Source organism: Thermomonospora cellulosilytica, from assembly GCF_014138835.1.
GTDB lineage: Bacteria > Actinomycetota > Actinomycetes > Streptosporangiales > Streptosporangiaceae > Thermomonospora > Thermomonospora amylolytica.
Map to the genome: position 1 here is coordinate 3,948,649 of NZ_JACJII010000001.1, position 23,730 is coordinate 3,972,378.

A 23,730-nucleotide genomic window follows, 5' to 3' on the forward strand; every position below is an offset into this window, starting at 1 on the left:
AAGCCGAACCGGCGACCAGGTTGCGGTTTCGGTGTGAACATGCAGATGCCATGCGTGACCGGTCGGCGGATCACGCGCTGATCGTTTTTCCGGAGGTGTCCCGTGCTCGTGATGAGTTCCCCCGCCGTCGAGGCCGCGCCGCTGTACTGGCGGCGGTCGTTCCCCGGCGGCGCGATGCAGGCGCGTGCCGTGCGGCGGTTCGTGGCGTGCCTGCTGGACGGGTGCCCGTTCCTGGACGACGTTCTCCTCGCGACCGACGAGCTGGTCGTCAACGCCGTCCGGCACACCAAGTCCGGGCAGGCCGGCGGGTCGTTCACCGTCGAGGTGCTGTGCGGGGGCGGCGGGGTCGCCGTCTCGGTCGCCGACCAGGGCGGGCCGGACGAGCCGGTGGCGCGGGACGCCGCCCCGCTCGCCGAGTCCGGGCGCGGCCTGCGCACCGTCTCCCTCACCGCCACGAGCTGGGGATGGCACGGCAACTCCTCCGGCCGTACCGTCACCGCCGTGTTCGCGGGGGAGTGGCCCGCATGACACACCCGAGCCCTCCCGTACCGCGTCCTCTTCGTCCCGGCCGCCTGGACGAACTTACCCCCATGGCATACGCCCGGCCCCGGCCGTCCGCCCGTCGCCTCGCCACCGCGCAGCCCGCTGGGCGTGCGGAACGCCGACCGCCGACGCGTCACCGCCCGACGGAGCCCCGGGCCGGAACGCCCGGCCGACACGACGACCGCCCCGAGCACCCCTCTCCGCCCGGCGATCGGCCTGGCCGGGATCTCCGTCGTGCCGTGCGTTCGGTGGTACGGCGCAGGTCCGGCACGGCCCCGGTGAGGCGGGCGGCATGACCGGGTCGATCGGCTTCCGCCACCCCGAGTTGCGCGCCCGGGTGTGCTCCGTGCTGACCGCCGCGATGCGCGCCGACAACACGGCGATCGACACCCTGGTCGAGTCCGCCGATGGGCTCGACGCGCACACCGCCGACTTCCTGCGCCACGCCCGCCGCCTCGTGCTGGCCTGCGCCGCCGCCCTGTCGACCGTCCTGGACGTCCACCAGCCGGTCGCCGAGCCCGACGCGCCGCGCGTGTGCCGCGAGTGCGGCGGCCACGAGTGCCGCACCGTGAACGGCATCCTGCACGTCCTGAACGCCTACGCCGCCCGTTCCACCGAGATCGACCGGGCCGAGGCGTGGCGCCGCGCCGACGCCTACTTCAACGCGCGAGGCGGCCCCGCCGCCCTGGTCGCCGTCGAGGACATCGGCGACGGCTACGCCGCCCGCGCCTTCACCCCCGCCTCGGGGCTGAACGGCCCCATCGTGGTCGTCGACCGCCGTACCGGCCGCCTCACCCAGTGGCCGCCGATGCCGCGTGAGGCCCTCATCGAGCAGTACCGCCGCTACCTCGACGGGCTGCGGTGACCGTTCGGTTCGGGTATGGGGCCGCCTTGCTCGCGCCAGGACCGCAGGAACGCGTCGGCCAGGTCGGAGGCGTGCTCCTCCCAGGCGGCCGGGCCTCCCCTGCGCTCGCCGGCCAGGCATTTGCGCGCGAACGAGGCCAGGCTGTCGGCGGCCTCGTTGAGCGGGTGCCCGCTGTGCCCGGCGACGTGCACGAACCGCAGGTGGGGGCTGGCGGCGACCATCTCGGCCAGCCGCACCAGCGTGGGCTTGCGCTTCGTGGAGCCGGAGCCGGTCCGCCGGCGCGTGCTGTACCCCTCGGGCATGACGCCGGTCTCCCCGGCCTGCCACCGCCGCAGGTAGCCGAGCGCGCCCGTGCTGTCGACCAGCACCGTCATCGGCCCGGCGGCGGAGAGGTCCACCAGCAGCATGTGCACGGCGCGCAACTCGCCGCTCAGCGATCCCAGCCCGGTCCGGTGCGGGTTGAGCACGCCATCGAAGATCGTCCCGCCACAGCCCCAGTCGCCGCGCCCGGTGATGTACCCCCAGCCCACGACGTCCCCTTTGCGGCGGCTCCGCCGCCGCTTGGCGGCGGCGTCCGTGGCCGCCACCAGCCGCCCGGAGCCGTCGCCCCCGGCGACCCGGCCGCGCAGCCCCCGCCGCAGGACCGTCCGCGCCTTCACCGACGACGGCCTTGCATCCCCCGGCGCCGCCACCACCACCAGCTCCGCGACCCGCGCCTCGGCGCGGCCCACCTCCGCCGCGGCGGCGGCCTCGTCTCCGGCGTACGCGGCATAGAACGCATCCCGCAGGGTTCCGGTGACGCCCGCGTCGAACCGCCGCCCCTGCACGTACGGCCGCAGCTCCCGCACCCGCTCGCGCAGCGGCTCGGCCAGCATCTGCAGCTCCGTGTCGAACTCGGCGGCCGACATCCACCTGACGTCGCTCATGAAGCCCCCAGGGGGTTCGCGCGTTCGGTTTCGCAACCATATTGCCGTGAAACCGCCCGGACAACGCCCGATGAACGCACATGCCGGTGACCGGACCGGTCACGGGCCGGTGTACCGGACGCGGGTCCGGGGGAAGCGGGGCCGGCCCGGGGCTCCGGCGGCACGGACGGCCGCAACCGCCCCTCTCCCTGCAGGGCGACGGGCGGGATCCCCCGCAAGGACGCCACACCGTTTTCGCCGGCCCCGCGGACCACGCCCGAGGCGGTCTTCACCACGGCGTTCACCATTGGAAGAACATACGGAATGCGGCGGCCCCTTTCTGGGTACCCGCCGGGTTTGTTATTTTTGTGCCGTGACTGCCGGGTCGGCCATGGGCCGTGCACAGAAGGGTTACCCGGCCGCCGCTTGATCGCCGCGCGGGCGCGAGGCCCGCCCCCGTCACGGGAAGTGCGCACAGCCACTCGTGACGGAAGGAGGTGAATGCAAGTGAGCTGGCCGGAATTTCTCGCCCGCCACCAGGTCGGTGACGTCATCGAGGGCGTGGTGACCGAGGAGGCGCCGTTCGGTTCGTTCGTCGAGTCCGAAGGCTGCGTCGGTCTCGCGCCCCAGCAGTCGTGGCCCGTCGGCAGCCGCGTCTCGGTGCGGATCCTCGCGATCGACCCCGAGCGGCAGCGGTTCAGCCTGGCCCCGGCCTGAGCGAGTCGGGTGAAGCGCGCCGGCCCGGGGGAAGAGGGCTCCCCCGGGCCGGCGCCCCTCAAGGGTAGGCCGCCCGCTTGACCTTGACGCGGCGTCAACGTCTGTACTGGAGGCATGCGGATCGGCGAACTCGCGGCGCTGGTCGGGGTGTCCACCCGTACCGTGCGCCACTACCACCATCTGGGGCTGCTTCCGGAGCCGGAACGGCGGGCCAACGGGTACCGCGAGTACCGGCTGCGGGACGCGGTGGCACTGGCACGGGTGCGGCGGCTGGCGGAACTGGGACTGTCGCTGGACGAGATCCGCGACGTGCTGGCCGACGACCAGGGACGCGAGCTGCGGGAGGTCCTCGAGGAACTCGACGCCGACCTGGCCCGGCAGCAGCAGGCGATCGCCGCGCGGCGGGAACGGCTGGCGGCGCTGCTGGCCGAGGCGGACCTGCACCCGGACTCCACGATCTCGCCCGACATGGCGGCGGTGCTGCGCGGGCTGCCCGCCCCGGAGTCGGCGTTCGCCCGGTTCGACCGGGAGATGCTGACGCTGCTGGACACCGGCGCCGACCCCGCCACCCGGGCGCAGGTCGCGGAGCTGTTCCGGCCGCTGGCCGAGCCGGCGGCGCTGGCCGAGGCGCAGCGGCTGTACGCCCGGCTGGACGAGCTGGCCGACGCCGATCCCCGTGATCCCCGCGTCGCCGAGGTCGCCCGGGACATGGCCGACTACCTGCCCGAGGAGATGGTCGCGGTGATGGTCTCCACCCTGGACGACCGGCAGACGGGGGACTGGCTGCGGGAGATGTCGGTCGAGCTGTCGGCCGCGCAGGCCGAGGTGTTCCGGCTGCTGGTGACGATGCTCAAGGAGCGGATGTGATGGCGCGGCTCACGGACACGGCCCGGCGGCTCATGGAGTTCGACGCCAAGGGGATGGCGAGCCTCGCGCTGTGGGTGCTGCGGCGCCGCGACGGGGTGCCGCCCGGCGCGACCGCGGTGCCCTACTCGGGAGCGCAGACCGCCATCATGGCGATGTGGCTGTTCGCGATGGTCGTGGAGCTGGTCGGCCTGGAGATCGTGCTGCGGGCGCTGGACGCCCCGGTGGCCCTGCGCACCGCGATCCTGGTGATCGACGCCTACTCGGTGCTGGTCGTGCTGGCCGTCATCGCCGCCTGCATCACCCGCCCGCACGTCGTCTCGCCCGACGAGCTGCGGCTCCGTTACGGCGCGTTCTTCGACCTGCGGATTCCGCGTGCGCTGATCACCGGCGTACGGCGCGTCCGCAACTTCGACGAGAACGGCCTGATCACGGTGGACGGCGACGTGCTCGCCCTCGCGGTCGCCTCGCAGACGACCGTGGTGGTCGAACTGGCCGAGCCGATCACCGCCGTCCGGCCGTTGGGCGCCCGCGTCCGGGTCCGCACCGTCCGGTTCTACGCCGACGACCCCGGCGCCGTCCTCGCCGCCCTGCGCCCCGCCCCGGAACCGGGCCTGGAGGGCACCGCCGCCTGATCGGCGCCGCCCCCGGAAGGGCCGTTCCTAGACTGTCGGTATGAGGACGGTCCTGAACGTGCTGTGGCTGGTGCTGGCGGGCTTCTGGCTGGCGGTCGGATACGTCGTGGCGGGGGTGGTCTGCTGCATCCTGATCATCACGATCCCGTTCGGCATCGCCTCGTTCCGGATCGCGGCGTACGCGCTGTGGCCGTTCGGCCGCAGCATCGTGCGCAAACCCGCCGCCGGGGCGCTGTCGCTCATCGGCAACATCATCTGGATCGTCGCCGTCGGCTGGTGGCTGGCGCTGGGCCATCTGGTCACCGGCGCGCTGCTGTGCCTGACGATCATCGGCATCCCGTTCGGCGTCGCCAACATCAAGATGATCCCCGTCTCCCTGACCCCGCTCGGCCACGAGATCGTCCCCTCCGGCGACCGGCCGGCGGGGCGATCGGCGTCCGGCCCCGGTGGGCTCGCGTGAGTGAGACGTACCCGTTGATCCCGGGGAACCGGGACGCCATCGCCGCGGCTCCCGGAGGCGGACGCCGTGCTGCTCGCCCGCGAGCCGGCGGCGGTGGCCGGGGAGCCGGACGAGCACCTGGGCGGATACCGTGCCCGCGCCCGGGCCGCACCGGCGTGATACGGGTCACATTCGGCGGGTCGCCCCTTGCCTGAACAGGCATCCGGCAGAACCGTGGCATGACGTGACCGCGACATCGGCCGAACCGGGGACATTTCGCGCCGACGCGGCGGGTAAGGGCAGGCGGTGTCGGATGTGATCGTCTGCAGCGTGGGGAGGGCCAGATGCCGGGTGACGAACGAGGCCGCGGGTGGGCGCCGGGGACCCGGCGATACCGGGTGCTGGCCCGGTACCCGCACACCGCGGGCATGGTGTCGCTCGTTCTCACCCCGTGCGAGGCCGGCGTCGCGGTGCCCGACGCGCTGCCTGGACAGTACTGGGTGCTGCACACCGAGTCCGGCATGCGGGTCGCCGCCGTCACCGGGGGCGCCTCCGCCGAACTGGAGGTGACCACGCTGCGGGTGCCGTGCGGCGAGTCGTTCGGCGACCCTGGAACGGTCCTGGGCGTGCGCGGCCCGTTCGGCACCGGCTGGGAACTGCGCGCCGCCGCCGGGAGCCCCCTGCTGCTGGCCGCCTGGGAGGCGGGGCTGGCGACGCTGCGGCCGGTGCTGGACGAGGTGCTGGCGGGCACCGACCGGTACGCCGACGTGCGGATCTGGGTCGGCGGGAGCCGGCCCTCGGCCCTGCCGCTGCACTCCGACGCGGACCTGTGGGTGGCCCGCGGCATCGACGTCACCATCGCCACCGGACCCGGCCTGAGCATGGCGGACGCCGCCGACGACCAGCCCGACCCGCCCCCCGGAACGGTGGCGCTGCTGGCCGGGCCGGTGCCGATGACCCTGGAGGCGGCCCGGCGGCTGGCCGCCCGCGGGGTGGCCGCGCACCGCATCCAGGTGGCCGCGCACTCCCTGATCCGCTGCACCGACGCCGTCTGCGGCCGCTGCCACGTCGGCGACCGGCGGACCGAGCACGCCCTGCTGGCCTGCAAGAACGGGCCCGTCTTCGGCTACGACCAGCTCGCCCGCCTCGGCCACTGAACCCTCCCCGACGCCGCCCGTCCCGCCGTGCGGAACGGCGCGGCGACCGCCGTGCGCGCCGGGCACCGGGGGCGCTCGCCAAAGGCACGGCCGGGTCGTCCTCGGCGCGCAGGGAATGTCCCTCCGCGCCGCCGAGAGCAGGACGACCCGGCCGCGCGCATGACTTTCCCGTACCGCGCCGGAGGACACCAGGGACCTGTGTCCCCCGGCCGCCGGGACGGGTCGCGGGGCCTCATCAGCGGGCGAAGACCAGCACGGTGCCGCAGGCGACGGCGACGACCAGCACCACGATCACCGTGACCGAGTCCAGCGGGCCGGAGCGCTGTTGCCGCGCCTCCGGTTCCAGGCGGAGCGGCGCACGGGAGGTCCGCGGGGCGGACGGGCTCGGCGGGGTCTCGGGCGCCGGCGCCGCGATCGCCGGAGCCCTCGAGCGGGAGGGCCGCGCCGCCGGGCGCGGAGCGGACGGGCGCACCGGCTCCGGACGGACCGTGGGAGGCCGTGCCGCTGGCGGGTCGGGCCTGGGCGGGGGCTTCGAAGGCTCCGGCTCCTCGGGCGGAGGCTCCTCGGGTTTCGGCGGTATCGGCGGCTTCGGTCCCGGCGGGGGGCACGGCTGCACGCCGAGGGCGATCTCGAGCTCGATGATCAGGTCGATCCGCAGGCACACCCCCGGCCCCGCCGCCGACCCGGCGGGGACGGTCCCGGCAGCCTGGGCGGGCGAGGCCAGGGGCCACACCAGCAGGGCGGCGGCGACCAGCGGCAGGGCGCGCACGTCAGCCTCCCGCCGCCGGGACGCGCCGCAACTCGGCCGCCACGTTGTCGAACGCGTCGGGCTCCACCGCCAGCGCCCCGGTGAAGACCCGGGAGATGTCGAAGACCAGGTACAGCCCCACCGCCAGCAGCGCGGCCATCGTCGCCAGCGGCACCAGCGCCGCCCCGCGCGGCCGGGCCCCGGCCAGGAACGGGAAGAACACCACCGCCAGCCCGGTCAGCACCGTGATCGCCAGCAGTCCCGGAGGCGGGGTGGTGGCGGCGTCCACGGCCCGCTGGCGGCGGGCGGCCGAGACCTCCCGGATCCGTTCCAGCGCCGCCGACCGGACCTCGCGGGCGTCGTCGTCGGCGGCGGGCGCCGCGGCGATCTCCCGCCGCACCCGCTCCAGGTACGCCCAGCCCTCGGCGCTGAGCCGCCCCTCGGCCATCAGCCGCCACTCCCCGCCGCGGACCAGGTCCACGTAACGGCGCAGGTCGGCCTGCACCCGCTCGCGGGCGGGGGAGGGGAGCCGGGCGGCCGTCCAGTACGCCTCCGCGACGGCCCGGCCCTCGTCCTGGGTGTTCTGGCGGGCGGCGTCGTTCGTGCTCCAGGGCACCACGACGGCGATCGCGAACGCCAGCAGGAACAGCGCCGCCAGCATCGCCCCGGAATGACCTGCGGCCGGGCCGTCCGGATGCGGATCGGGCGTCCCCCGCATCAGCCGGGCGGCGACGAGCACCACCCCGATCGCGGCCACCGCGGCTAACACGTAGAAGAGCATCGGCCGACTCCCCGCATCACGAAGCTCGATCAAGCGCCTACGGGATGTGACCTTAGTGATGCGATGCGTCGCCGATGAGGCTTTGCCCCGATGTGTGGCGGACGGGGCAGGGTTCCCTGCCCGTGGGGTTGCGGAGGGTTGTCCCCGGACGTGAGCCGGGTCCCGTCCCGCGCGGGACGGGACCCGGCTCGGGACGTCAGACCAGGGCGGCGTCGAGGGTGATGGTGGTGCCGGCCAGCGCCTTGCTGACCGGGCAGCCGGCCTTGGCCTTCTCGGCCGCCTGCTGGAAGTCCTCCGCCGACAGGCCGGGCACCTTGGCGCGGACGGTCAGGTGGATCCCGGTGATGCCCTCGCCCGGCTGGAAGGTGACGTCGGCCTTGGTGTCGACCGTCTCCGGCGGGGTGCCGGCCCCGGCCAGCGCGTGCGAGAGGGCCATCGAGAAGCAGGTGGAGTGGGCCGCGGCGATCAGCTCCTCGGGGCTGGTCTTGCCCTCCGGGGACTCGGCCCGCGACGGCCAGTTCACCTCGAACGAGCCCACGCCCGAGGAGTCCAGGGACACCGTCCCCTTGCCGCCCATCAGCGGCCCCTCCCAGTGCGCGTTGGCGGTACGGGTCGTAGCCATATCAGATCCTTCCGATCCCGAGAATGTCCGTGGTCGCTGTCACGTCCCATTCAATACCGTGGCCGATCTCCGGTTCGACCCGGCGGCGATCATGCCGCGCGGGTCGCCGCCGGTCCGCGGAAGACCTGGGCGGCGTGCCAGTCGATGTGGGCGGCGTCGCACTCGATGCCGTCGTCCGGCGGGCGGACCGGCCGCCCGGCCAGCCCCCACACCATCTCCGCCGCCACCCGGGAACGGGCCTCGAACGCCGAGGACACCACGATCGTGCGGTCCCGGGTCAACCCCAGCACGCCCCGGTCGAACAGCCGGTGGTGCAGCGCGCACAACGACAGCCCGTTGGCCGGATCGTCGGGACCCTCGTACGCCCGCCACCGCACGTGCGCCGCGTCCAGCCCCACCGGCAGGTCCCTGAGCAGCCCGTCGTAGTCGCAGAACGCGCAGCGGAACCCGTACGCCTCCAGCACCCGCGGCCGGAACGCCGGATCGCGCGCCGGCAGCCGCCGCACCACCTCAGGGGGCAGCTCCGCGTCCGCCGGCTCCAGCCCCGTCTCGGCGCAGATGTCCTCGTGCAGCGACGGCGGGAAGTTGGCCACCAGCAGCGCCCGCGCCAGCCGCCCCACCAGCCCCGGATCGGCGTCCAGCGCCGCCGCCAGCTCCGGATGCAGCCGTCCCCGCGCACCCGAGGACCGCAGCCGCCCCACGCTCGCGCCGGGGCTTCCCGGCCCGTCGTCGGTCTCCACCTGCCACAGCAGGTCGTCGCCGGTCAGATAGTGGAACGGGTAGGCCATGCTGGACCGGCGCGGCGGGCCGAACTCGCGCAGCAGCCGTTCCAGCTCCCGCTCGGCCGCCGAGTAGCGGATGGGCGCGGCGCCCTCCCGCTGGTAGCGGCCGAGCGCGTACAGCAGCAGCAGCGGCTTGTGCGGGGCGCGCTCCTCGCCCCGCGTCCACTGCCGGATCGACAGGACCCGTTCCACCCAGTCCACGGTGCACAGGGTGCCAGAGTGGGCCGACGAAACGGGTCCTTTCCGGGCGTCTCCGGGGAGGGGCTAGAACGGGTGCGGGGCGATCTCCGGGCGGACGGTGACCCACTGGGTCTCGGTGAAGGCCTCGATGTTGGCCTCCGGGCCGCCCAGCCGCGAACCCGTCCCCGACGCGCCCATGCCGCCGAACGGGATGTTGGGCTCGTCGTTCACGGTCTGGTCGTTGATGTGCACCAGCCCGGTCGGGACCGCGTCGGCGATCCGCATCGCCGCGCCCACGTCGCCGAGGATGCCCAGCGACAGGCCGTACTCGGTGTCGCGGGCCAGCGCGATCGCCTCCTCCACGGTGGCGAACGGCACCACCGGGGCGACCGGCCCGAACACCTCCTCGGCGTACGCGGGCATCTGCGGGGTCACCTCGGCCAGCACCGTCGGACGGTAGAACAGCCCCTCGTAGGTGCCGCCCGCGGCCAGCCGCGCGCCCGCCTCGACGCTGCCGGTGACCAGGGAGTGCACCCGGGAGAGCTGGCGCTCGTCGATGATCGGGCCCAGCGCCACGCGCCCGGTGGCCGGGTCGCCGACCGGCAGGTGCTCGGCCTTGTCGGCCAGCGCCGCCACGTACTCGTCGTGCAGGCTCTCGTGCACCAGGTGCCGCCCGGAGGTCATGCAGATCTGCCCCTGGTGCAGGAACGCGCCCCACGCCCCCGCCGAGGCGGCCCTGGCCACGTCCGCGCCCGGCAGCACGATCAGCGCGTTGTTGCCGCCCAGTTCCAGGTGGGCGCGCTTGAGCAGCCGGCCGCACTCCTCGCCGATCCTGCGCCCGGCGGCGGTGGAGCCGGTGAACGAGACCACCCGCACCTCCGGCGCGGACACCACGGCCCGCCCGGCCTCCGGCCCGCCCGGCAGCACGTGCAGCACGCCCTCCGGCAGCCCGGCCTCCTCGAAGATCCGGGCCAGCGCCACACCGCCGCACACCGCGGTGCGCGGGTCCGGCTTGAGCAGCACCGCGTTGCCCAGCGCCAGCGCCGGGGCCACCGACCGGATCGACAGGATCAGCGGGAAGTTGAACGGGGAGATCACCCCGACCACCCCGGCGGGACGGCGGCGCGCCAGGCTCCACCGCGGCTCGCCGGACGGCAGCACCTGCCCGTGCGGCAGCGATGGCAGCGCGGCGGCCTCGTAGCACTCCCCGGCGGCCACCTGCAGTTCGAACGACGCCTTCGGCGGGATCGAGCCGGCCTCCCGCACGATCCAGCCGGAGATCTCCTCGGCGTGCTCCTCGAACAGCGCGCCGGCCCGGCGCAGCACCGCCGCCCGCTCGGCGTGCGGGCGCGCCGCCCAGTCCCGCTGGGCCTGCGCGGCGACGGCCGCGGCCTTGGCCACGTCCTCGGCGCCGGCCGCGCCGACGGAGCCCAGCACCGCTCCGGTGGCGGGCTCGGTGACCTCGAGCGCGCCGGCCGCTCCGGCGCTCCACCGACCGGTGAAGATGCGGCCGGACCACAGTGCGGGATCGAGAAGCGTCATCGCCTGGTTCCTCGGGGTGGGAGAACGGGGTTCGCACATGATGCCCCCTCAGGGCGCCCGCGCGGACCCGAGCCTTCCGCTCAGCGGAAGCCGCCCGCGGAATCGGTCACAGCCCGGCCAGGATCTCCTCCAGCAGCCGCACGCTGTCCTGCGGCTGGCCCGCCGCGACGCACAGGCTGTTGATCGCCCGCAGGTACGCCTCCACGTCGCTGGGCTTGTCCAGGTACAGCGCGCTGGTCAGGTGCTCCATGTAGACCACGTCCGACAGCGCCGGCTCGGCGAACCGCAGGATCGTGAACGGCCCGCCGGCCGCCGCGTTGCCCGCCACGTTCAGCGGCACGATCTGCAGGGTGATGTTCGGCAGCGCGGCCAGCTCGATCAGGTGCCGGATCTGCGCGCGCATCACCTCCGGGCCGCCCACCGCCCGGCGCAGCGCGGTCTCGTCGACCACCGCCCACACCACCGGCGGGTTGTCGGCGTACAGCTTGCGCTGCCGGGTCATCCGCAGCCCGACCCGGCTCGCGACCTCCTCCTCGTCGGCCTCGGGATGCCCGAGCCGCACCACCGCCCGCGCGTAGTCCTCGGTCTGCAGCAGCCCCGGGACGAAGTGCACCTCGTACACCCGGATCAGCGAGGCCGCCTCCTCCAGGCCCAGGTAGGCCTCGAACCACGACGGCAGCACGTCGCCGTACCGGTGCCACCAGCCGGGGCTGTTGGCGGCCTGCGCCATCTCCAGGACCGAGGCCCGCTGCGCCTCGTCCACCACCCCGTACAGGGTGAGCAGGTCGGCCACGTCGCGCTGCTTGAAGCCGACCCGGCCGTTCTCCATCCGGCTGATCTTGGAGTGCGAGCCGCGGATGGCCGAGGCGGCGGCCTCCACCGAGACGCCCGCCTTCTCCCGCAGCTCGCGCAGGTGGCCGCCCAGCAGCAGCCGCACCACCGTCGGACCGCCCCGGTTCGGGTACGCGACGACCTGCGCGATCGCAGGATCCTCACCCGCGGAGGCGGACGCGGGCATCAGCGCTTCCTCGTGCAACGGACACCAGCCAATCGAGGGGTCCGCCCCCGTTCGATCGAACGGGGGCACTCCAGCAGCCTAATGAATCGCCGCAAAGGTCGCATGGCGCCGCGGCCGCCTCCGGTACCTTCCCGTGCCGCGGCCGGACGGTGCAACGCTACCCCCGCGGGCCGGACAGGTCGCGCTCCCGCAGCGCGGCCTTGTGGATCTTGCCGACCGGGGTCAGCGGCACCTCCTCGGTGATCACGAACTGGCGCGGCACCTTGTAGTCGGCCAGCCGCTCCCGGCAGTACTCGGTCAGCTCCCGCTCGGTGGGCGGCTCGACGCCGGGACGCGGCACCACGTAGAACCGGCCCACCTCGCCGTGCACCGGGTCGGGCACCCCGATCCCGGCCGCCATCGCGACCCGGGGATGGGCCGTCAGCACGTTCTCGATCTCCACGGGGTAGACGTTGAAGCCGCCGGAGACGTACATCTCCTTCTTGCGGCCGCGCAGCACCAGGTGCCCGTCCGGCTCCATCGCGACCATGTCCCCGGTGGCCAGCCAGCCGTCCGCGCCGAACGTCTCCGCCGTCTCGGCGGGCATGTCCCAGTAGCCGGCCGCCACGCAGCCGCCGCGGATCTGCAGCTCACCGGTCTGACCGGCGGGCAGTTGCGCGCCGTCCGCGCCGACCACCCGGGCCTCGAAGTCGCCGATCACCACGCCCAGCGTGCGCGACACCGTCTCGGGATCGTCGTCGGGCCGCGACAGCACGCACGCCCCCGACGTCTCCGACAGGCCGTACAGCCCGAACAGCCGCGCCTGGGGGAACCCGCGGCGGATCGCGTCGGCCAGCGCCGGCTCCACGTTCGACCCGCCCGCCGTGCAGATCCGCACCGACGAGGTGTCCCGGTCGGCGAACCCCTCGTGGCCCAGCATCATCACGTACATGGTCGGCACCGCGTTCAGCCAGGTCACCCGGTGCCGTTCGATCGCGCGCAGCGCCCCGTCCGGGCTGAACGCCGGCAGCAGCGCCACCGACGCGCCCGACACCATCGCCGCCAGCACGGTGCAGGTGATCCCGCCGACGTGGTTGAACGGCAGATGCCCCAGCAGCACGTCGTCGGAGGTCATGCCGCAGTGCGCGGCCTGCGCCCGCGCCGAGGCCAGGATGCCGCCGTGCGTGATGACCGCGCCCTTGGGACGGCCCGTCGTGCCGGAGGTGTAGAGGATCATCAGCGGATCGTCCGGGGACACCGCCTCCCGCGGCGCCGGCCCGTCGGAGGCGGCCAGCTCGTCGAACGACACCGCCCAGTCCGGCGCCGCGCCGAAGAACACGTAGTCGGTGACGCCGGGCACCTGCTCGCGGAAGCCGGCGAAGAACCCGGTGAAGTCGAAGCCGCCCGCCTCGGCGGCGGCGATCACCATGCGGGCGCCGCTCTGGCCCAGCATGTACGCCAGCTCCCGCTCGCGGTACCGCACGTTCAGCGTGACGACCACCGCGCCGATCCGGGCCGCGCCGAAGAACGCCGCCAGCCACTGCGGGGTGTTCAGGCCCATCAGCCCGATCCGGTCGCCGCGGCGCACCCCCCGCGCGGCCAGCCCGGCGGCCACCCGCCCGGCCAGCGCGTCGAACCCGGAGTAGGTGATCTCCCGGTCCCCGTCGCGCAGGAACACCCGGTCATCGCGGGCCGCCTCGGCCAGAACCGTCCCGATCGTCGTCGATCGCATCGCGTTCTCCCTCGCCTTCGATCCCTCACCAAGATCATCGAAAGCGGGGCCGTTGTCGATACGCCTGGCTCAGGGTTTGCGGGCGACCCCGGCGTAGAACCAGGTGCGGATCGCCTCCGCGGGGTCCACCGGGCGTTCCGGCCGCCACAGCGGCGCCCACACCAGCCCCGGCTCCAGCAGCTCGAAGTCGCCGAACAGGGCGGTGATCTGCTCGGCGGTCCGCGGGGTGCCGGGGGCGTTGGTCTTCCGGTAGACCTCGACGACCCTGGCGACCAGATCCGGCATCCCGTCGGCGGAGGCGTGCGTGAGGGCCAGATGGCTGCCCGGGGCGAGCGCGTCCCGCAGCTCCGCCATGATCTGCGCCGGGCCGTCGGAGTCGGGCACGAAGTGCAGCGTCGCCACCACCAGCACCGCGATCGGCCTGTCGAAGTCCAGCAGCCGCCGGGTCTCGGAGTGCTCCAGGATGTCCCGGGGACGCCGCAGGTCCGCCTGCACGATCGTGGTGGTCCCGGTGTCGGCGGCCAGCAGCGCCCGCGCGTGCGCGACCACCTGCTCGTCGTAGTCCACGTACACCACCCGCGCCCCCGGGTTCACCGACTGCGCGATCTGGTGCACGTTCTGCTGGGTGGGCAGCCCGGTGCCGATGTCCAGGAACTGGTCGACGCCCTGCCCGGCCAGGTACCGCACCGCCCGCCCGAGGAACGCGCGGTTCTCCCGGATGCAGGTCAGCAGGGTCGGGTCGGCCCGCATCGCCTCCTGGGCGCGCCTGCGGTCGGCCTCGTAGTTGTCCTTGCCGCCCAGGTAGTAGTCGTACATCCGGGCGATGTTGGGCACGGTCGGGTCGAACCCGACCGGCCGGGAGCCGCTGCCCGCCATGCTGTCTCCTCGTCCGCCGCTGACCGAAGGCGCCCACGCGATGATCATCCTAGGTCCCGGCGAGTCCTGCGGCGTGCGCATGCGGGAGATGCGGGACCGGCGTTGGTGGGGCCCGCCCGCCCGGTCGTAGCGTGATCGTCATGACACCGACGATCGGCTTGTTCCCCGCCAACATGCACGCCGCCGCGGACCGCCGCGGCGCCGCGCGGATCGCCGCGCTGGCCGAGGACCTCGGCTACGACTCGCTGTGGGTCGGCGACCATCCCGCGCTGCCCAGCCCGCGGGTGGAGCCGTCCCCGATGGAGCCCGACGAGCCGCTGCTGGACCCGCTGGTGACGCTGGGCTTCCTGGCCGCGCACACCGAACGGATCCGGCTGGCGACCGGGATCGTGGTGCTGCCGCAGCGCAACCCGCTGGTGCTGGCCAAGCAGTTCGCCAGCCTGGACGTGCTGAGCGAGGGGCGGGTCATCGCCGGGATCGCCGCCGGCTACCTGGAGCCGGAACTGCGGGCGCTGGGCGTCCCGATGGAGGACCGGGGGACGCGCACCACCGAGTACCTGAAGGCGATGCGGCAGATGTGGCACGCCGACAAGCCCGCCTTCCACGGCCGGTACGTCTCGTTCTCCGGGGTGGACGCCCACCCGCGGCCCGTCCAGCGCCGGCTGCCGGTGGTCGTCGGCGGGCACAGCGCCCCCGCGCACCGCCGCGCCGTCGAGCACGGCGACGGCTGGTTCGGGTTCATGCTGGGGCTGCGGGCCGCCGCCGAGCAGATCGCGGCGCTGCGGGAGGTCGCCGACGAGTACGGGCGCGAGACGCCGCTGGAGATCTCGGTGTGCGCCGCCCGCCGCCTGACCCCCGAGGTCGTCGAGGCGTACGCCGAGCTGGGCGTGCACCGCCTGGTGGCCATCCCGCCGACCGGGCTGCCCCTGCAGGAGCTGGAGGCGTTCGTGGTGGCCAACGCCCCGACCCGGCTCGGCGCGCGTCCCGTCTGAGCAGGGGTCGCCGTGCAGGCCGCAGGGCAGGTGTCGCTAAGGTCCGGGATGGGGAGGATGCACGCCACACCATGCGGCGAACGGATCCCCGAGACGCCGGCGACCCCGGCTCAACGTGAAACGCGCGCACTGCATGAACGAGGAGGACGCATGGCCGACGTCGAACTCCACCACCCCGGCGGGCGGGTGTCCCTGGAGGTGACCGCCGCGTCCGAAGGACCGGCGGGCCTGCAGGTCGGGAACCTCCTCAAGCAGACCGGATACGTCACCCTCGACCCCGGTTTCGTCAACACCGCCTCCACCGTCTCCGCGATCACCTACATCGACGGGGACGCCGGGATCCTGCGCTACCGCGGCTACCCCATCGAGGAGCTGGCCGACAAATCGTCCTTCCTCGAGGTGGCCTACCTGCTGATCTACGGTGAGCTGCCGACCGCCGCGCAGCTGGCGGACTTCACCGAGAAGATCAAGAACCACACGATGCTGCACGAGGACTTCAAGAACTTCTTCGCGGGCTTCCCCCGCGACGCGCACCCGATGGCGGTGCTGGCCTCGGCGGTGAGCGCGCTGTCCACCTTCTACCAGGACAGCCTGGACCCGTTCGACCCCGAGCAGGTCGACATCTCCAGCATCCGGCTGATCTCCAAGCTGCCCACCATCGCGGCCTACGCCTACAAGACCTCCATCGGGCAGCCGCTGCTGTACCCGGACAACTCGCTGGGGTACGTGGAGAACTTCCTGCGCATGTCGTTCGGCGTGCCGACCACCCCGTACGAGGTGGACCCGGAGATCGTCAAGGTCCTCGACATGCTGTTCGTGCTGCACGCCGACCACGAGCAGAACTGCTCCACCTCCACGGTCCGGCTGGTCGGCTCCAGCCACGCCAACCTGTTCTCCTCCATCTCCGCCGGCGTCAACGCGCTGTGGGGGCCGCTGCACGGCGGCGCCAACCAGGCGGTGCTGGAGATGCTGGAGCGCATCCACGCCGAGGGCGGCGACGTGGACGCGTTCGTCGAGCGGGTCAAGAACAAGGAGCCGGGGCTGAAGCTCATGGGCTTCGGGCACCGCGTCTACCGCAACTACGACCCGCGCGCCGCGGTGGTCAAGAAGGCCACCACCAAGGTCCTGGACCGGCTCGGCAAGGCCGACCCGCTGCTGGACATCGCGATGCGGCTGGAGGAGGTCGCGCTCGCCGACGACTACTTCGTCGAGCGCAAGCTCTACCCGAACGTCGACTTCTACACCGGCGTCATCTACAAGGCCCTCGGCTTCCCGACCAACGCCTTCACCGTGCTGTTCGCGCTCGGCCGGCTCCCGGGCTGGATCGCCCAGTGGCGCGAGATGATGTCCGACCCCACCACCAAGATCGGCCGCCCCCGCCAGGTCTACACCGGCCCCACCGAGCGCCACTACGTCCCCATCGAGGAGCGCTAGTCACTTGTGGGGGGCGACCCCCCACACCCCCCGCGCGCGGATCCGGGCATCCTCGCCGCCCCCGGCTCCGCTCGCCTGGCGGCTCGCTGCGCCGTGGCCGGCTGCGGTGCCCGGACCGCGCTCAGCCGTCCGAAGCTCCGCCTGGAGGCTCCGCTCCGGCCGACTGAGGGTCAGGTGGTCTGAGGTTGCTGTGGAAGTTCTGGGGGCTCCGCCCCCAGACCCCCGCCGGATCGTCGGTCGGCCTGTGCTCAGCCGGCTGAGGGCCTCATTGTGAGGGGCTGAGGGTCCTTAAGGAGTTTTTCGCCCCGGCTTGTTGTGCTTTCTCCCGTAGTCGCACTCGGGAGGAAGCACAGCGATGGCTCTCAGCGGAAAGATCAGGATCGCGTTGGCCGGCGCCGGGGTCGCCGCGGCGGGGGTGCTCGCGGCGGCCGGCACCGCGCTGGCCGCCGACGGCGACCCGGGCCGCACCGAACTGCGGATCGTCGAGCGGGCCGACCCCGGCCGGGTCGGACCGGCGGTCGGCACCGGGGCCTGGGACGGGAATCCGGAGGACTGCCCGGACAAGGACGGCGGTGCCTCGCCGTCCCCGGCCGCCCCGGTGGACACCCGATGAGCGTCCCGGAGGGAGCCCGGGCCGGGATCGGCCCGGGCGGGCCCGCCGAGCGGGTGCTGTTCGAGGTCAAGCGGATCATCGTCGGCCAGGACCGGATGGTCGAGCGGATGCTGGTCGCGGTGCTGGCCGGCGGGCACTGCCTGCTGGAGGGCGCGCCGGGGGTGGCCAAGACGCTGGCCGCCGAGACGCTGGCCACGGTGGTCGGCGGGACGTTCGCCCGGCTGCAGTTCACCCCCGACCTGGTGCCCGCCGACATCGTCGGCACCCGGATCTACCGGCCCTCGGCGGAGGCGTTCGACGTCGAGCCGGGCCCGGTGATGGCCAACGTGGTGCTGGCCGACGAGATCAACCGGGCGCCCGCCAAGGTCCAGTCGGCGCTGCTGGAGGTGATGGCGGAGGGCAAGGTCAGCATCGGGGGCCGGACCTTTCCCGTGCCGCGGCCGTTCCTGGTGCTGGCCACCCAGAACCCGATCGAGTCCGAGGGCGTCTACCGGCTGCCCGAGGCCCAGCGCGACCGGTTCCTGCTCAAGATCGACGTCGGTTACCCGGACGAGCCGGAGGAACTGGCGATCCTCTACCGGATGAGCGTGGACCCGCCGCGCCCGAAGCGGGTGCTGGACACCGAAGGGCTGGCCGCGCTGCGGCGCGCCGCCCAGCAGGTGTTCGTGCATGACGCGGTGGCCCGCTACGCGGTCCGGCTGGTCGCCGTCACCCGTGACCCGCAGGCGTACGGGCTGCCCGACATCGCCGGTCACATCGCCTACGGGGCCGGCCCCCGCGCCACACTGGGGCTGGTCGCGGCGGCACGGGCGCTGGCGATGCTGCGGGGCCGCGACTACGTGCTGCCGGCCGACGTCCGTGACCTGGCGCACGACGTCATCGCCCACCGGCTGGTCCCGTCGTTCGACGCGCTGGCCGACGGCGTTCAGCCGTCCGCCCTGGTCGACCGGGTGCTGGCGGCCGTTCCGACGCCGCGGGTGGCGCCCCGCGACGACGGCCGGGAGGCCGCGTGAGCGGGCCGGAGGCGCGCGGCGCCGGAGCGACGAGGAGAGCCGGTGCCTCCGGGCGCGCCACAGGTGGGCGGGGAGCGCGCATGACGGCGCCCGCGCTCCGGGAGCTGGCGCCCGAGGAGGCGTTGCGGCGGCTGGAGCTGACCGTGCTGCGGCGGCTGGACGGGCTGCTGCAGGGCGACCACCTGGGGCTGGTGCCCGGTCCCGGCACCGAGGCCGCCGAGGGCCGCCCGTACGCGCCCGGCGACGACGTGCGGGCGATGGACTGGAACCTCACCGCCCGCGCCGCCGAACCCCACGTCCGCGACCGGATCGCCGACCGCGAGCTGGAGACCTGGGCGCTGGTGGACGCCACCGCCAGCATGGACTTCGGCACCGGCCGGGTGGAGAAACGCGACCTGGCGGTGGCCGCCGTCGCCGCCCTCGGGTTCCTCACCGAACGGTCCGGCAACCGGATCGGCGCGCACGTCCTGCGCGGCGACGGGGCCCGCCGGGTGCCCGCCCGCACCGGCCGTTCCCACCTGCTGGCCCTGCTGCGGACGCTGCTGGCGGCCGGCCGCGCCCCCGCCGGGGACGCGGCCCGGCTCGGCGCGGGGATCGATCTGGTGCGGCGCACCACCCTGCGCCGCGGCCTGGTCGCCGTCGTGTCCGACTTCCTCGAACCCCCCGGGACCTGGGAACGCCCGCTGCGGCTGCTGGCCCGCCGCCACCAGGTCCTGGCCGTCGAGGTGCTGGACCCGCGCGAGCTGACCCTTCCCGACGTGGGCGTGCTCGCCGTCGTCGACCCCGAGACCGGCCGCCGCCGCGAGATCCCCACCGCCTCCGCCCGCGTCCGCGAACGCTACGCCCTGGCCGCCGCCGCCCAGCGCGCCGCCATCGCCCGCGCCGTGGTGCGCGCGGGCGCGGCCCACCTGCGGCTGCGCACCGACGGCGACTGGGTGCGCGACATCGCCCGCCACGCCCACCTGCAGCGCCGCCTGGCCGCCGCCCCGCCGCCGGGAGGTGCGCCGGCATGACGTTCCTGTCGCCGACGAGACTGCTGCTGCTGACGGCGGTGGCGGCGCTGGTCGTGGTGTACGTGGTGATGCAGCGCCGGCGCGGCCGGTACGCGGTGCGGTTCACCAACCTGGAACTGCTGGAGAAGGTCGCGCCGGTGCGGCCCGGCTGGCGGCGGCACGTCCCGGCGGCGCTGTTCGTGCTGATGCTGGGGCTGCTGACGACCGCGTTCGCCCGGCCGGCCGCCGACGTGCGGGTGCCGCGCGAGCAGGCCACCATCGTCATCGCGGTGGACGTGTCCTCCTCGATGCAGGCCGTCGACGTCGCCCCGGACCGGCTCACCGCCGCCAAGCGCGCCGCCCGCTCGTTCCTGGCCGCACTGCCCGCACGGTTCAACGTCGGGCTGGTGTCGTTCGCCGGCAGCGCCCAGGTCGTGGTCCCGCCGACCACCGACCGGCGGGCCGTGCAGGCCGGGGTGGACGGGCTCGCCCTCGCGCCGCGCACCGCCATCGGCGAGGCCGTGCACACGTCGCTGCAGGCCATCGCGGGCTTCGGCGCCCAGTGGGGGCGGTCCGCGCCGCCCGCCCGGATCGTGCTGCTGTCGGACGGCAGCAACACCACCGGCCGCAGCCCCGAGCAGGCCGCCCAGCAGGCCGTCCAGGCGCGGGTGCCGGTGTCCACCATCGCCTACGGCACCCCGGACGGCTTCATCGAGAGCGAGGGCGCCCGCGTGCCCGTCCCGGTCGACGGCCCCGCGCTGGAACGCCTGGCCCGCACCACCGGCGGCCACTTCTACGAGGCCGCCACCGGAGAGGAACTGCGGCAGGTCTACGCCGACATCGGCAGCAGCATCGGCCACCGCACCGAACAACGCGAGATCTGGGCGTGGTTCGTCGGCGCGGCGCTGCTGGCCGGATGCGCCGCGGCCGCAGGATCGCTGCTGTGGTTCTCCCGCCTGCCGTGAAGGAGCCGACATGACCCACGACCTGCACCTGGGGCTCGGCGACCCGCCCCGCGGCCCCGACTTCGTCGCCCCGCCCCCGCACGAGATCCCGCCCGTGCCGCCGCCGGACCCGCCCGCGCCCTCCGCGCCGCCCCCGTCGTCCCGGCCCGCGCGCTCCCTGGCGGTCACCATCGCCGCCGCGCTGGTCGCCGGGGCGGTGGCGGGCGCGGCCGGAGGGTATGCGGCGGGCGGCGGCGCGCCGGCCTCGGTGCTGCGCCAGTCCGACGCCGGGCCGGTGAACGGCGCCGGAGACCTCAGCGACATGGCCGCGCGCATCCAGATCAGCGTGGTGTCCGTGGAGGCGGGCGGCGCGTCCGGGTCCGGGTTCGTGCTGGACCGCGCCGGTCACGTGCTGACCAACGCGCACGTGGTGGACGGCGGCGGCGAGGTCGCCGTGGTGCTCGCCGACCGGCGGCGGCTGGCGGCCCGGGTGGTGGGCACCGATCCCGCCGCCGACATCGCGGTGCTGGCGGTCCCGCCGGCCGACAGCCCGCCGCCGCTCACCCTCGGCCGGTCCGCCGACGTGCGGGTCGGCGACCCGGTGCTGGCGGTCGGCTCTCCGCTGGGCCTGGCCGGCACCGTCACCGGCGGCATCGTCAGCGCCCTGGACCGGCAGGTGCGGCTGGGCTCCGCCACCGCCCTGGTGCTGCAGACCGACGCCTCGATCAACCCCGGCAACTCCGGCGGCCCGCTGGTGAACGCCCGCGGCGAGGTGATCGGGGTCAACACCGCCATGCTCAGCCGCGGCGGATCGGGGTCGATCGGGATCGGGTTCGCGATCCCGGCCGATCGGGCGGTCGAGGTGGCGCGCCGGCTCATACGCTGAACGGGTCGGACGACCGCGGCGAAGCGAGGATCGTCCGGCCCGTTCTCGGGGGTCTGGGGGTCGGCCCCCAGAAGAGGCAGGTCGGACGACCGCGGCGCGGCTCTGACCGAGAAGGACCAGGGGAGAGGTGGCTCGGATGCGGGTGCTGGTCGTCGAGGACGAGGAGGACCTGGTCGAGGCGTTGCGGTTCGGGCTGGTGCGGGCCGACTACGCGGTGGACGTGGCGTACGACATCGCGCAGGCGACCGACAAGCTGTACGCGACCGGCTACGACCTGATGGTGCTCGACCTCAACCTGCCCGACGGGGACGGGATGGAGTTCTGCCGGGCCATCCGCGACGGGGAGCTGGCCGGGCAGACCGGGGCGGACCTGCGGATCCTGATGCTGACCGCGCGGGACCGGCTGGCCGACCGGGTCCGCGGGCTCGACGAGGGCGCCGACGACTACCTGGTCAAGCCGTTCGCGTTCGCCGAGCTGCTGGCCCGGGTGCGGGCGCTGCTGCGCCGCGACAGCGGGGGCGGCTCGGCGGTGTGGACGGTGGGCGAGCTGCGGCTGGACACCTCCCGGCACGAGGCGTTCCGCGGCTCGCGGCGGCTCCAGCTCACCCCCAAGGAGTTCGCGGTGCTGCGGTACCTGATGTCGCGGCCCGGCGAGGTGGTCTCCAGCGAGGACCTGCTGGAGCACGTGTGGGACGAGAACGCCGACCCGTTCACCAACACCGTCCGGGTCACCATCGGCACGCTGCGCCGCAAGCTGTCCGAGGACGGCGAGGAGCAGCTGATCGAGACGCTGGTGCGGCGCGGCTACCGGCTGCGCGAGGCGCTGCCCGAGGGCGTGCGATGAGGCGCCCGGCCGTGCGGCTGCCGGCGTTCGCCCACACCGTCCGGTTCCGCCTGACGGTGATGTACTCCACGCTGCTGTTCCTGCTGACCGCGGTGGTGCTGGGCGGCGTGTACGCGGCGGTCGCCTACACCACCGACGCCCGGCCGATCGAGAAGACGTTCCGGGCGCAGAAGTACGTCGAGCTGCCCGACGGCACCCAGCAGCCGCTGGGCAGCGAGCTGGAGGTCGTCAAGGCCCAGCAGGTCGCCGACGCGGTCAACTACGAGACCCAGCAGACGATGAAGCACTACTCGCTGGCGATGCTGGGCGGGCTGTTCGTGGCCAGCCTGGGCATCGGCTGGGTGCTGTCGGGGCGGGCGCTGCGGCCGGTCAGCGCGATCACCCGGACCGCCGCCGAGATCCAGGCCACCGACCTGTCCCGGCGGATCCGGCTGGCCGGGCCGCCGGACGAGCTGCGGTCGCTGGCCGACACCATCGACTCGATGCTGGACCGGCTGGAGGGCGCGTTCGACGCGCAGCGGCAGCTCATCGACGACGCCTCGCACGAGCTGCGCAGCCCGCTGGCGATCATCCGGGCCAACCTGGACACCGTGCTGGCCTCCCCGGACGCCACCCCCGCCGAGCGCGAGCGGGCCGCCCAGATCATCGACCGCGCCACCACCCGGATGACCCGGCTGGTGGAGGACCTGCTGGCCACCGCCCGCCGGTCGGCGCCGGCGCTGGACGACGCCGACGTGGACCTGGCGGCGGTGGCGCGGGAGGCGGCCGAGGAGTTCGACTCGCTGGCGGCGGCCCGGGACCTGACCGTCGAACGGCGGCTCGGCACCGGGCTGCGGATGATCGGCGACCACGACGCGCTGCGCCGCGCCGTGGGCAACCTGCTGTCCAACGCGGTGCGGCTGGCCCCGGAGGGCTCCCGGATCACCGTGGGGGCGGGACGGCGCGGCGGATGGCTGTGGCTGGCGGTCAAGGACGCCGGTCCCGGCATCCGCCCCGACGACCAGGAACGGGTCTTCGACCGGTTCTGGCGCGGCACCGACCGGCACCGCTCCAGGGAGCGCCGCACCGGGCTGGGCCTGGCGATCGTCCGGCACATCACCGAGTCGCACGGCGGGCAGGTCCGGCTGATCTCCGCCGAGCACGTCGGCAGCACGTTCGTGCTGTGGCTGCCCGACGGCCCGACGGGCGGCGCCGGTGCGACCCCGCCGGACGGCGACCCACTGGAAGCCCCGGTGATGTTGGGGGAGGCGTAACCGGCGCGACACCCGCGCGCCACGGCCGCGTGCGGAAATGACGCCGTGCGCATCGAGACGTTCACCGCGGGGCCGGACGTCCTCGCGCGGTTCCCCGGGGTCCGGGTCTGCGGCCGCAGCGGCGACCGGACCGTCTACCTGGCCGAGGCGGCGGGCGTTCCGTACCTGATCCTCGACGGCCGCCCGCGCCCGCGGGGCCCGGCCGGTCCCGCCGGGGCCGGCCCGGTCACCGTGATCGAGTTCGAGGACGAGACCGAACGCGCCCGGCACCTGGCGAACTGGCGCGCCGAGATCGAGACGACCCCCGCGACCTGCTGATCCACGCCCGCCCTGCGGAAAACCACAGGGCGGGCGGTGCGGGAGGCCGCCGCGAG

At 74.4% G+C, this 23,730-nt stretch carries 26 protein-coding genes; 17 read left to right on the forward strand and 9 right to left on the reverse strand.

Translation table 11 applies throughout. From position 1 onward, the window contains the following. Positions 1 to 111 precede the first annotated feature (111 nt). Both HNR21_RS18530 and HNR21_RS18535 read left to right on the forward strand, forming a co-directional pair. A complete protein-coding gene (locus tag HNR21_RS18530) occupies positions 112 to 528 on the forward strand; it encodes an ATP-binding protein (protein WP_220500207.1) in 417 nt (138 codons plus the stop codon). Positions 529 to 835: 307 nt separating this feature from the next. After that, the gene (locus HNR21_RS18535; RefSeq protein WP_182706174.1) at positions 836 to 1,408 is read left to right on the forward strand and encodes an SUKH-4 family immunity protein; all 573 of its coding nucleotides are present in this window, start codon (positions 836 to 838) and stop codon (positions 1,406 to 1,408) included. Here the strand turns inward: HNR21_RS18535 and HNR21_RS18540 are convergent. Further along, positions 1,387 to 2,334, reverse strand: a complete 948-nt coding sequence (locus HNR21_RS18540) for a ribonuclease HI (protein WP_182706175.1) — start codon at positions 2,332 to 2,334, stop codon at positions 1,387 to 1,389. The two genes, HNR21_RS18535 and HNR21_RS18540, sit on opposite strands and share 22 nt — an antisense overlap. Before the next feature lie 486 nt (positions 2,335 to 2,820). Between HNR21_RS18540 and HNR21_RS18545 the strand changes: the two genes are divergently transcribed. From HNR21_RS18545 to HNR21_RS18565, 5 genes are all read left to right on the forward strand, one after another. Further along, positions 2,821 to 3,030, forward strand: a complete 210-nt coding sequence (locus tag HNR21_RS18545) for a hypothetical protein (RefSeq protein ID WP_220500208.1) — start codon at positions 2,821 to 2,823, stop codon at positions 3,028 to 3,030. A 114-nt stretch (positions 3,031 to 3,144) separates the two neighbouring features. Continuing rightward, the gene (locus HNR21_RS18550) at positions 3,145 to 3,897 is read left to right on the forward strand and encodes a MerR family transcriptional regulator (protein ID WP_119730994.1); all 753 of its coding nucleotides are present in this window, start codon (positions 3,145 to 3,147) and stop codon (positions 3,895 to 3,897) included. Next, a complete protein-coding gene (locus tag HNR21_RS18555; RefSeq protein ID WP_182706177.1) occupies positions 3,897 to 4,529 on the forward strand; it encodes a hypothetical protein in 633 nt (210 codons plus the stop codon). Before HNR21_RS18550 ends, HNR21_RS18555 begins: the two co-directional genes overlap by 1 nt. 40 nt (positions 4,530 to 4,569) lie before the next feature. Then, positions 4,570 to 4,989 carry a YccF domain-containing protein gene (locus HNR21_RS18560; RefSeq protein WP_182706178.1) on the forward strand — a complete coding sequence of 140 codons (420 nt, stop codon included), beginning with the start codon at positions 4,570 to 4,572 and terminating at the stop codon, positions 4,987 to 4,989. A gap of 323 nt (positions 4,990 to 5,312) precedes the next feature. Beyond that, positions 5,313 to 6,125 (forward strand): ferredoxin reductase domain-containing protein, encoded by an 813-nt coding sequence (locus HNR21_RS18565; RefSeq protein WP_182706179.1) that lies wholly within the window; start codon positions 5,313 to 5,315, stop codon positions 6,123 to 6,125. A gap of 235 nt (positions 6,126 to 6,360) precedes the next feature. On the opposite strand, the gene HNR21_RS18570 is transcribed toward HNR21_RS18565, so the two are convergent. The 8 genes from HNR21_RS18570 to HNR21_RS18605 all read right to left on the reverse strand — a co-directional run bounded on the left by HNR21_RS18570 (position 6,361) and on the right by HNR21_RS18605 (position 14,385). Next, on the reverse strand, positions 6,361 to 6,894 hold the full coding sequence (locus HNR21_RS18570; protein WP_182706180.1) for a hypothetical protein: 534 nt from the start codon (positions 6,892 to 6,894) through the stop codon (positions 6,361 to 6,363). A gap of 1 nt (position 6,895) precedes the next feature. Then, positions 6,896 to 7,654 (reverse strand): bestrophin-like domain, encoded by a 759-nt coding sequence (locus tag HNR21_RS18575; protein WP_182706181.1) that lies wholly within the window; start codon positions 7,652 to 7,654, stop codon positions 6,896 to 6,898. 196 nt (positions 7,655 to 7,850) lie between these two features. Further along, positions 7,851 to 8,276, reverse strand: a complete 426-nt coding sequence (locus HNR21_RS18580) for an OsmC family protein (protein ID WP_182706182.1) — start codon at positions 8,274 to 8,276, stop codon at positions 7,851 to 7,853. 89 nt (positions 8,277 to 8,365) lie between these two features. Continuing rightward, positions 8,366 to 9,259, reverse strand: a complete 894-nt coding sequence (locus tag HNR21_RS18585; protein ID WP_182706183.1) for a phosphorothioated DNA-binding restriction endonuclease — start codon at positions 9,257 to 9,259, stop codon at positions 8,366 to 8,368. A gap of 63 nt (positions 9,260 to 9,322) precedes the next feature. Further along, complete coding sequence (locus tag HNR21_RS18590) at positions 9,323 to 10,780, reverse strand: benzaldehyde dehydrogenase (protein WP_182706184.1); 1,458 nt, start codon at positions 10,778 to 10,780, stop codon at positions 9,323 to 9,325. Between the two features lie 106 nt (positions 10,781 to 10,886). Next, complete coding sequence (locus HNR21_RS18595; RefSeq protein WP_182706185.1) at positions 10,887 to 11,798, reverse strand: Sco1979 family transcriptional regulator; 912 nt, start codon at positions 11,796 to 11,798, stop codon at positions 10,887 to 10,889. Positions 11,799 to 11,955: 157 nt separating this feature from the next. Continuing rightward, positions 11,956 to 13,509 (reverse strand): class I adenylate-forming enzyme family protein, encoded by a 1,554-nt coding sequence (locus tag HNR21_RS18600; RefSeq protein WP_182706186.1) that lies wholly within the window; start codon positions 13,507 to 13,509, stop codon positions 11,956 to 11,958. 69 nt (positions 13,510 to 13,578) lie between these two features. Then, positions 13,579 to 14,385, reverse strand: a complete 807-nt coding sequence (locus tag HNR21_RS18605; RefSeq protein ID WP_182706187.1) for an SAM-dependent methyltransferase — start codon at positions 14,383 to 14,385, stop codon at positions 13,579 to 13,581. 140 nt (positions 14,386 to 14,525) lie between these two features. Between HNR21_RS18605 and HNR21_RS18610 the strand changes: the two genes are divergently transcribed. From HNR21_RS18610 to HNR21_RS18655, 10 genes are all read left to right on the forward strand, one after another. Further along, entirely contained in the window at positions 14,526 to 15,377 is an 852-nt protein-coding gene (locus tag HNR21_RS18610) for an LLM class F420-dependent oxidoreductase (RefSeq protein WP_220500209.1), read from the forward strand. A 150-nt stretch (positions 15,378 to 15,527) separates the two neighbouring features. Beyond that, positions 15,528 to 16,811: a citrate synthase gene (locus tag HNR21_RS18615; protein ID WP_182706188.1), complete on the forward strand. Its 1,284-nt coding sequence runs from the start codon at positions 15,528 to 15,530 to the stop codon at positions 16,809 to 16,811. A 355-nt stretch (positions 16,812 to 17,166) separates the two neighbouring features. Then, positions 17,167 to 17,424: a hypothetical protein gene (locus HNR21_RS18620; protein ID WP_182706189.1), complete on the forward strand. Its 258-nt coding sequence runs from the start codon at positions 17,167 to 17,169 to the stop codon at positions 17,422 to 17,424. Further along, positions 17,421 to 18,437 carry an AAA family ATPase gene (locus HNR21_RS18625; protein WP_182706190.1) on the forward strand — a complete coding sequence of 339 codons (1,017 nt, stop codon included), beginning with the start codon at positions 17,421 to 17,423 and terminating at the stop codon, positions 18,435 to 18,437. Before HNR21_RS18620 ends, HNR21_RS18625 begins: the two co-directional genes overlap by 4 nt. Before the next feature lie 80 nt (positions 18,438 to 18,517). Continuing rightward, positions 18,518 to 19,450: a DUF58 domain-containing protein gene (locus HNR21_RS18630; RefSeq protein ID WP_182706191.1), complete on the forward strand. Its 933-nt coding sequence runs from the start codon at positions 18,518 to 18,520 to the stop codon at positions 19,448 to 19,450. Next, positions 19,447 to 20,394 carry a VWA domain-containing protein gene (locus HNR21_RS18635; RefSeq protein ID WP_182706192.1) on the forward strand — a complete coding sequence of 316 codons (948 nt, stop codon included), beginning with the start codon at positions 19,447 to 19,449 and terminating at the stop codon, positions 20,392 to 20,394. The genes HNR21_RS18630 and HNR21_RS18635 overlap by 4 nt, the downstream gene beginning before the upstream one ends. Before the next feature lie 10 nt (positions 20,395 to 20,404). Further along, positions 20,405 to 21,259, forward strand: a complete 855-nt coding sequence (locus HNR21_RS18640; protein WP_182706193.1) for a S1C family serine protease — start codon at positions 20,405 to 20,407, stop codon at positions 21,257 to 21,259. Between the two features lie 136 nt (positions 21,260 to 21,395). Further along, positions 21,396 to 22,103: a response regulator transcription factor gene (locus HNR21_RS18645; RefSeq protein WP_182706194.1), complete on the forward strand. Its 708-nt coding sequence runs from the start codon at positions 21,396 to 21,398 to the stop codon at positions 22,101 to 22,103. Then, complete coding sequence (locus HNR21_RS18650; protein WP_182706195.1) at positions 22,100 to 23,356, forward strand: sensor histidine kinase; 1,257 nt, start codon at positions 22,100 to 22,102, stop codon at positions 23,354 to 23,356. The genes HNR21_RS18645 and HNR21_RS18650 overlap by 4 nt, the downstream gene beginning before the upstream one ends. A 45-nt stretch (positions 23,357 to 23,401) precedes the next feature. Next, complete coding sequence (locus HNR21_RS18655) at positions 23,402 to 23,674, forward strand: hypothetical protein (protein WP_182706196.1); 273 nt, start codon at positions 23,402 to 23,404, stop codon at positions 23,672 to 23,674. The last annotated feature ends 56 nt before the right edge of the window (positions 23,675 to 23,730 follow it).

Excerpts from the sequence above, each read along its gene's own strand:
- HNR21_RS18550 (WP_119730994.1), top strand. The coding sequence starts at position 3,145 with ATGCGGATCGGCGAACTCGCGGCGCTGGTCGGGGTGTCCACCCGTACC.
- HNR21_RS18610 (WP_220500209.1), top strand. The coding sequence starts at position 14,526 with ATGACACCGACGATCGGCTTGTTCCCCGCCAACATGCACGCCGCCGCG.
- HNR21_RS18645 (WP_182706194.1), top strand. The coding sequence starts at position 21,396 with ATGCGGGTGCTGGTCGTCGAGGACGAGGAGGACCTGGTCGAGGCGTTG.
- HNR21_RS18555 (WP_182706177.1), top strand. The coding sequence starts at position 3,897 with ATGGCGCGGCTCACGGACACGGCCCGGCGGCTCATGGAGTTCGACGCC.
- HNR21_RS18540 (WP_182706175.1), bottom strand. The coding sequence starts at position 2,334 with ATGAGCGACGTCAGGTGGATGTCGGCCGCCGAGTTCGACACGGAGCTG.
- HNR21_RS18640 (WP_182706193.1), top strand. The coding sequence starts at position 20,405 with ATGACCCACGACCTGCACCTGGGGCTCGGCGACCCGCCCCGCGGCCCC.
- HNR21_RS18620 (WP_182706189.1), top strand. The coding sequence starts at position 17,167 with ATGGCTCTCAGCGGAAAGATCAGGATCGCGTTGGCCGGCGCCGGGGTC.
- HNR21_RS18590 (WP_182706184.1), bottom strand. The coding sequence starts at position 10,780 with ATGACGCTTCTCGATCCCGCACTGTGGTCCGGCCGCATCTTCACCGGT.
- HNR21_RS18580 (WP_182706182.1), bottom strand. The coding sequence starts at position 8,276 with ATGGCTACGACCCGTACCGCCAACGCGCACTGGGAGGGGCCGCTGATG.
- HNR21_RS18560 (WP_182706178.1), top strand. The coding sequence starts at position 4,570 with ATGAGGACGGTCCTGAACGTGCTGTGGCTGGTGCTGGCGGGCTTCTGG.
- HNR21_RS18635 (WP_182706192.1), top strand. The coding sequence starts at position 19,447 with ATGACGTTCCTGTCGCCGACGAGACTGCTGCTGCTGACGGCGGTGGCG.
- HNR21_RS18650 (WP_182706195.1), top strand. The coding sequence starts at position 22,100 with ATGAGGCGCCCGGCCGTGCGGCTGCCGGCGTTCGCCCACACCGTCCGG.
- HNR21_RS18615 (WP_182706188.1), top strand. The coding sequence starts at position 15,528 with ATGGCCGACGTCGAACTCCACCACCCCGGCGGGCGGGTGTCCCTGGAG.
- HNR21_RS18630 (WP_182706191.1), top strand. The coding sequence starts at position 18,518 with ATGACGGCGCCCGCGCTCCGGGAGCTGGCGCCCGAGGAGGCGTTGCGG.
- HNR21_RS18600 (WP_182706186.1), bottom strand. The coding sequence starts at position 13,509 with ATGCGATCGACGACGATCGGGACGGTTCTGGCCGAGGCGGCCCGCGAT.
- HNR21_RS18530 (WP_220500207.1), top strand. The coding sequence starts at position 112 with ATGAGTTCCCCCGCCGTCGAGGCCGCGCCGCTGTACTGGCGGCGGTCG.
- HNR21_RS18595 (WP_182706185.1), bottom strand. The coding sequence starts at position 11,798 with ATGCCCGCGTCCGCCTCCGCGGGTGAGGATCCTGCGATCGCGCAGGTC.
- HNR21_RS18605 (WP_182706187.1), bottom strand. The coding sequence starts at position 14,385 with ATGGCGGGCAGCGGCTCCCGGCCGGTCGGGTTCGACCCGACCGTGCCC.
- HNR21_RS18535 (WP_182706174.1), top strand. The coding sequence starts at position 836 with ATGACCGGGTCGATCGGCTTCCGCCACCCCGAGTTGCGCGCCCGGGTG.
- HNR21_RS18625 (WP_182706190.1), top strand. The coding sequence starts at position 17,421 with ATGAGCGTCCCGGAGGGAGCCCGGGCCGGGATCGGCCCGGGCGGGCCC.
- HNR21_RS18575 (WP_182706181.1), bottom strand. The coding sequence starts at position 7,654 with ATGCTCTTCTACGTGTTAGCCGCGGTGGCCGCGATCGGGGTGGTGCTC.
- HNR21_RS18565 (WP_182706179.1), top strand. The coding sequence starts at position 5,313 with ATGCCGGGTGACGAACGAGGCCGCGGGTGGGCGCCGGGGACCCGGCGA.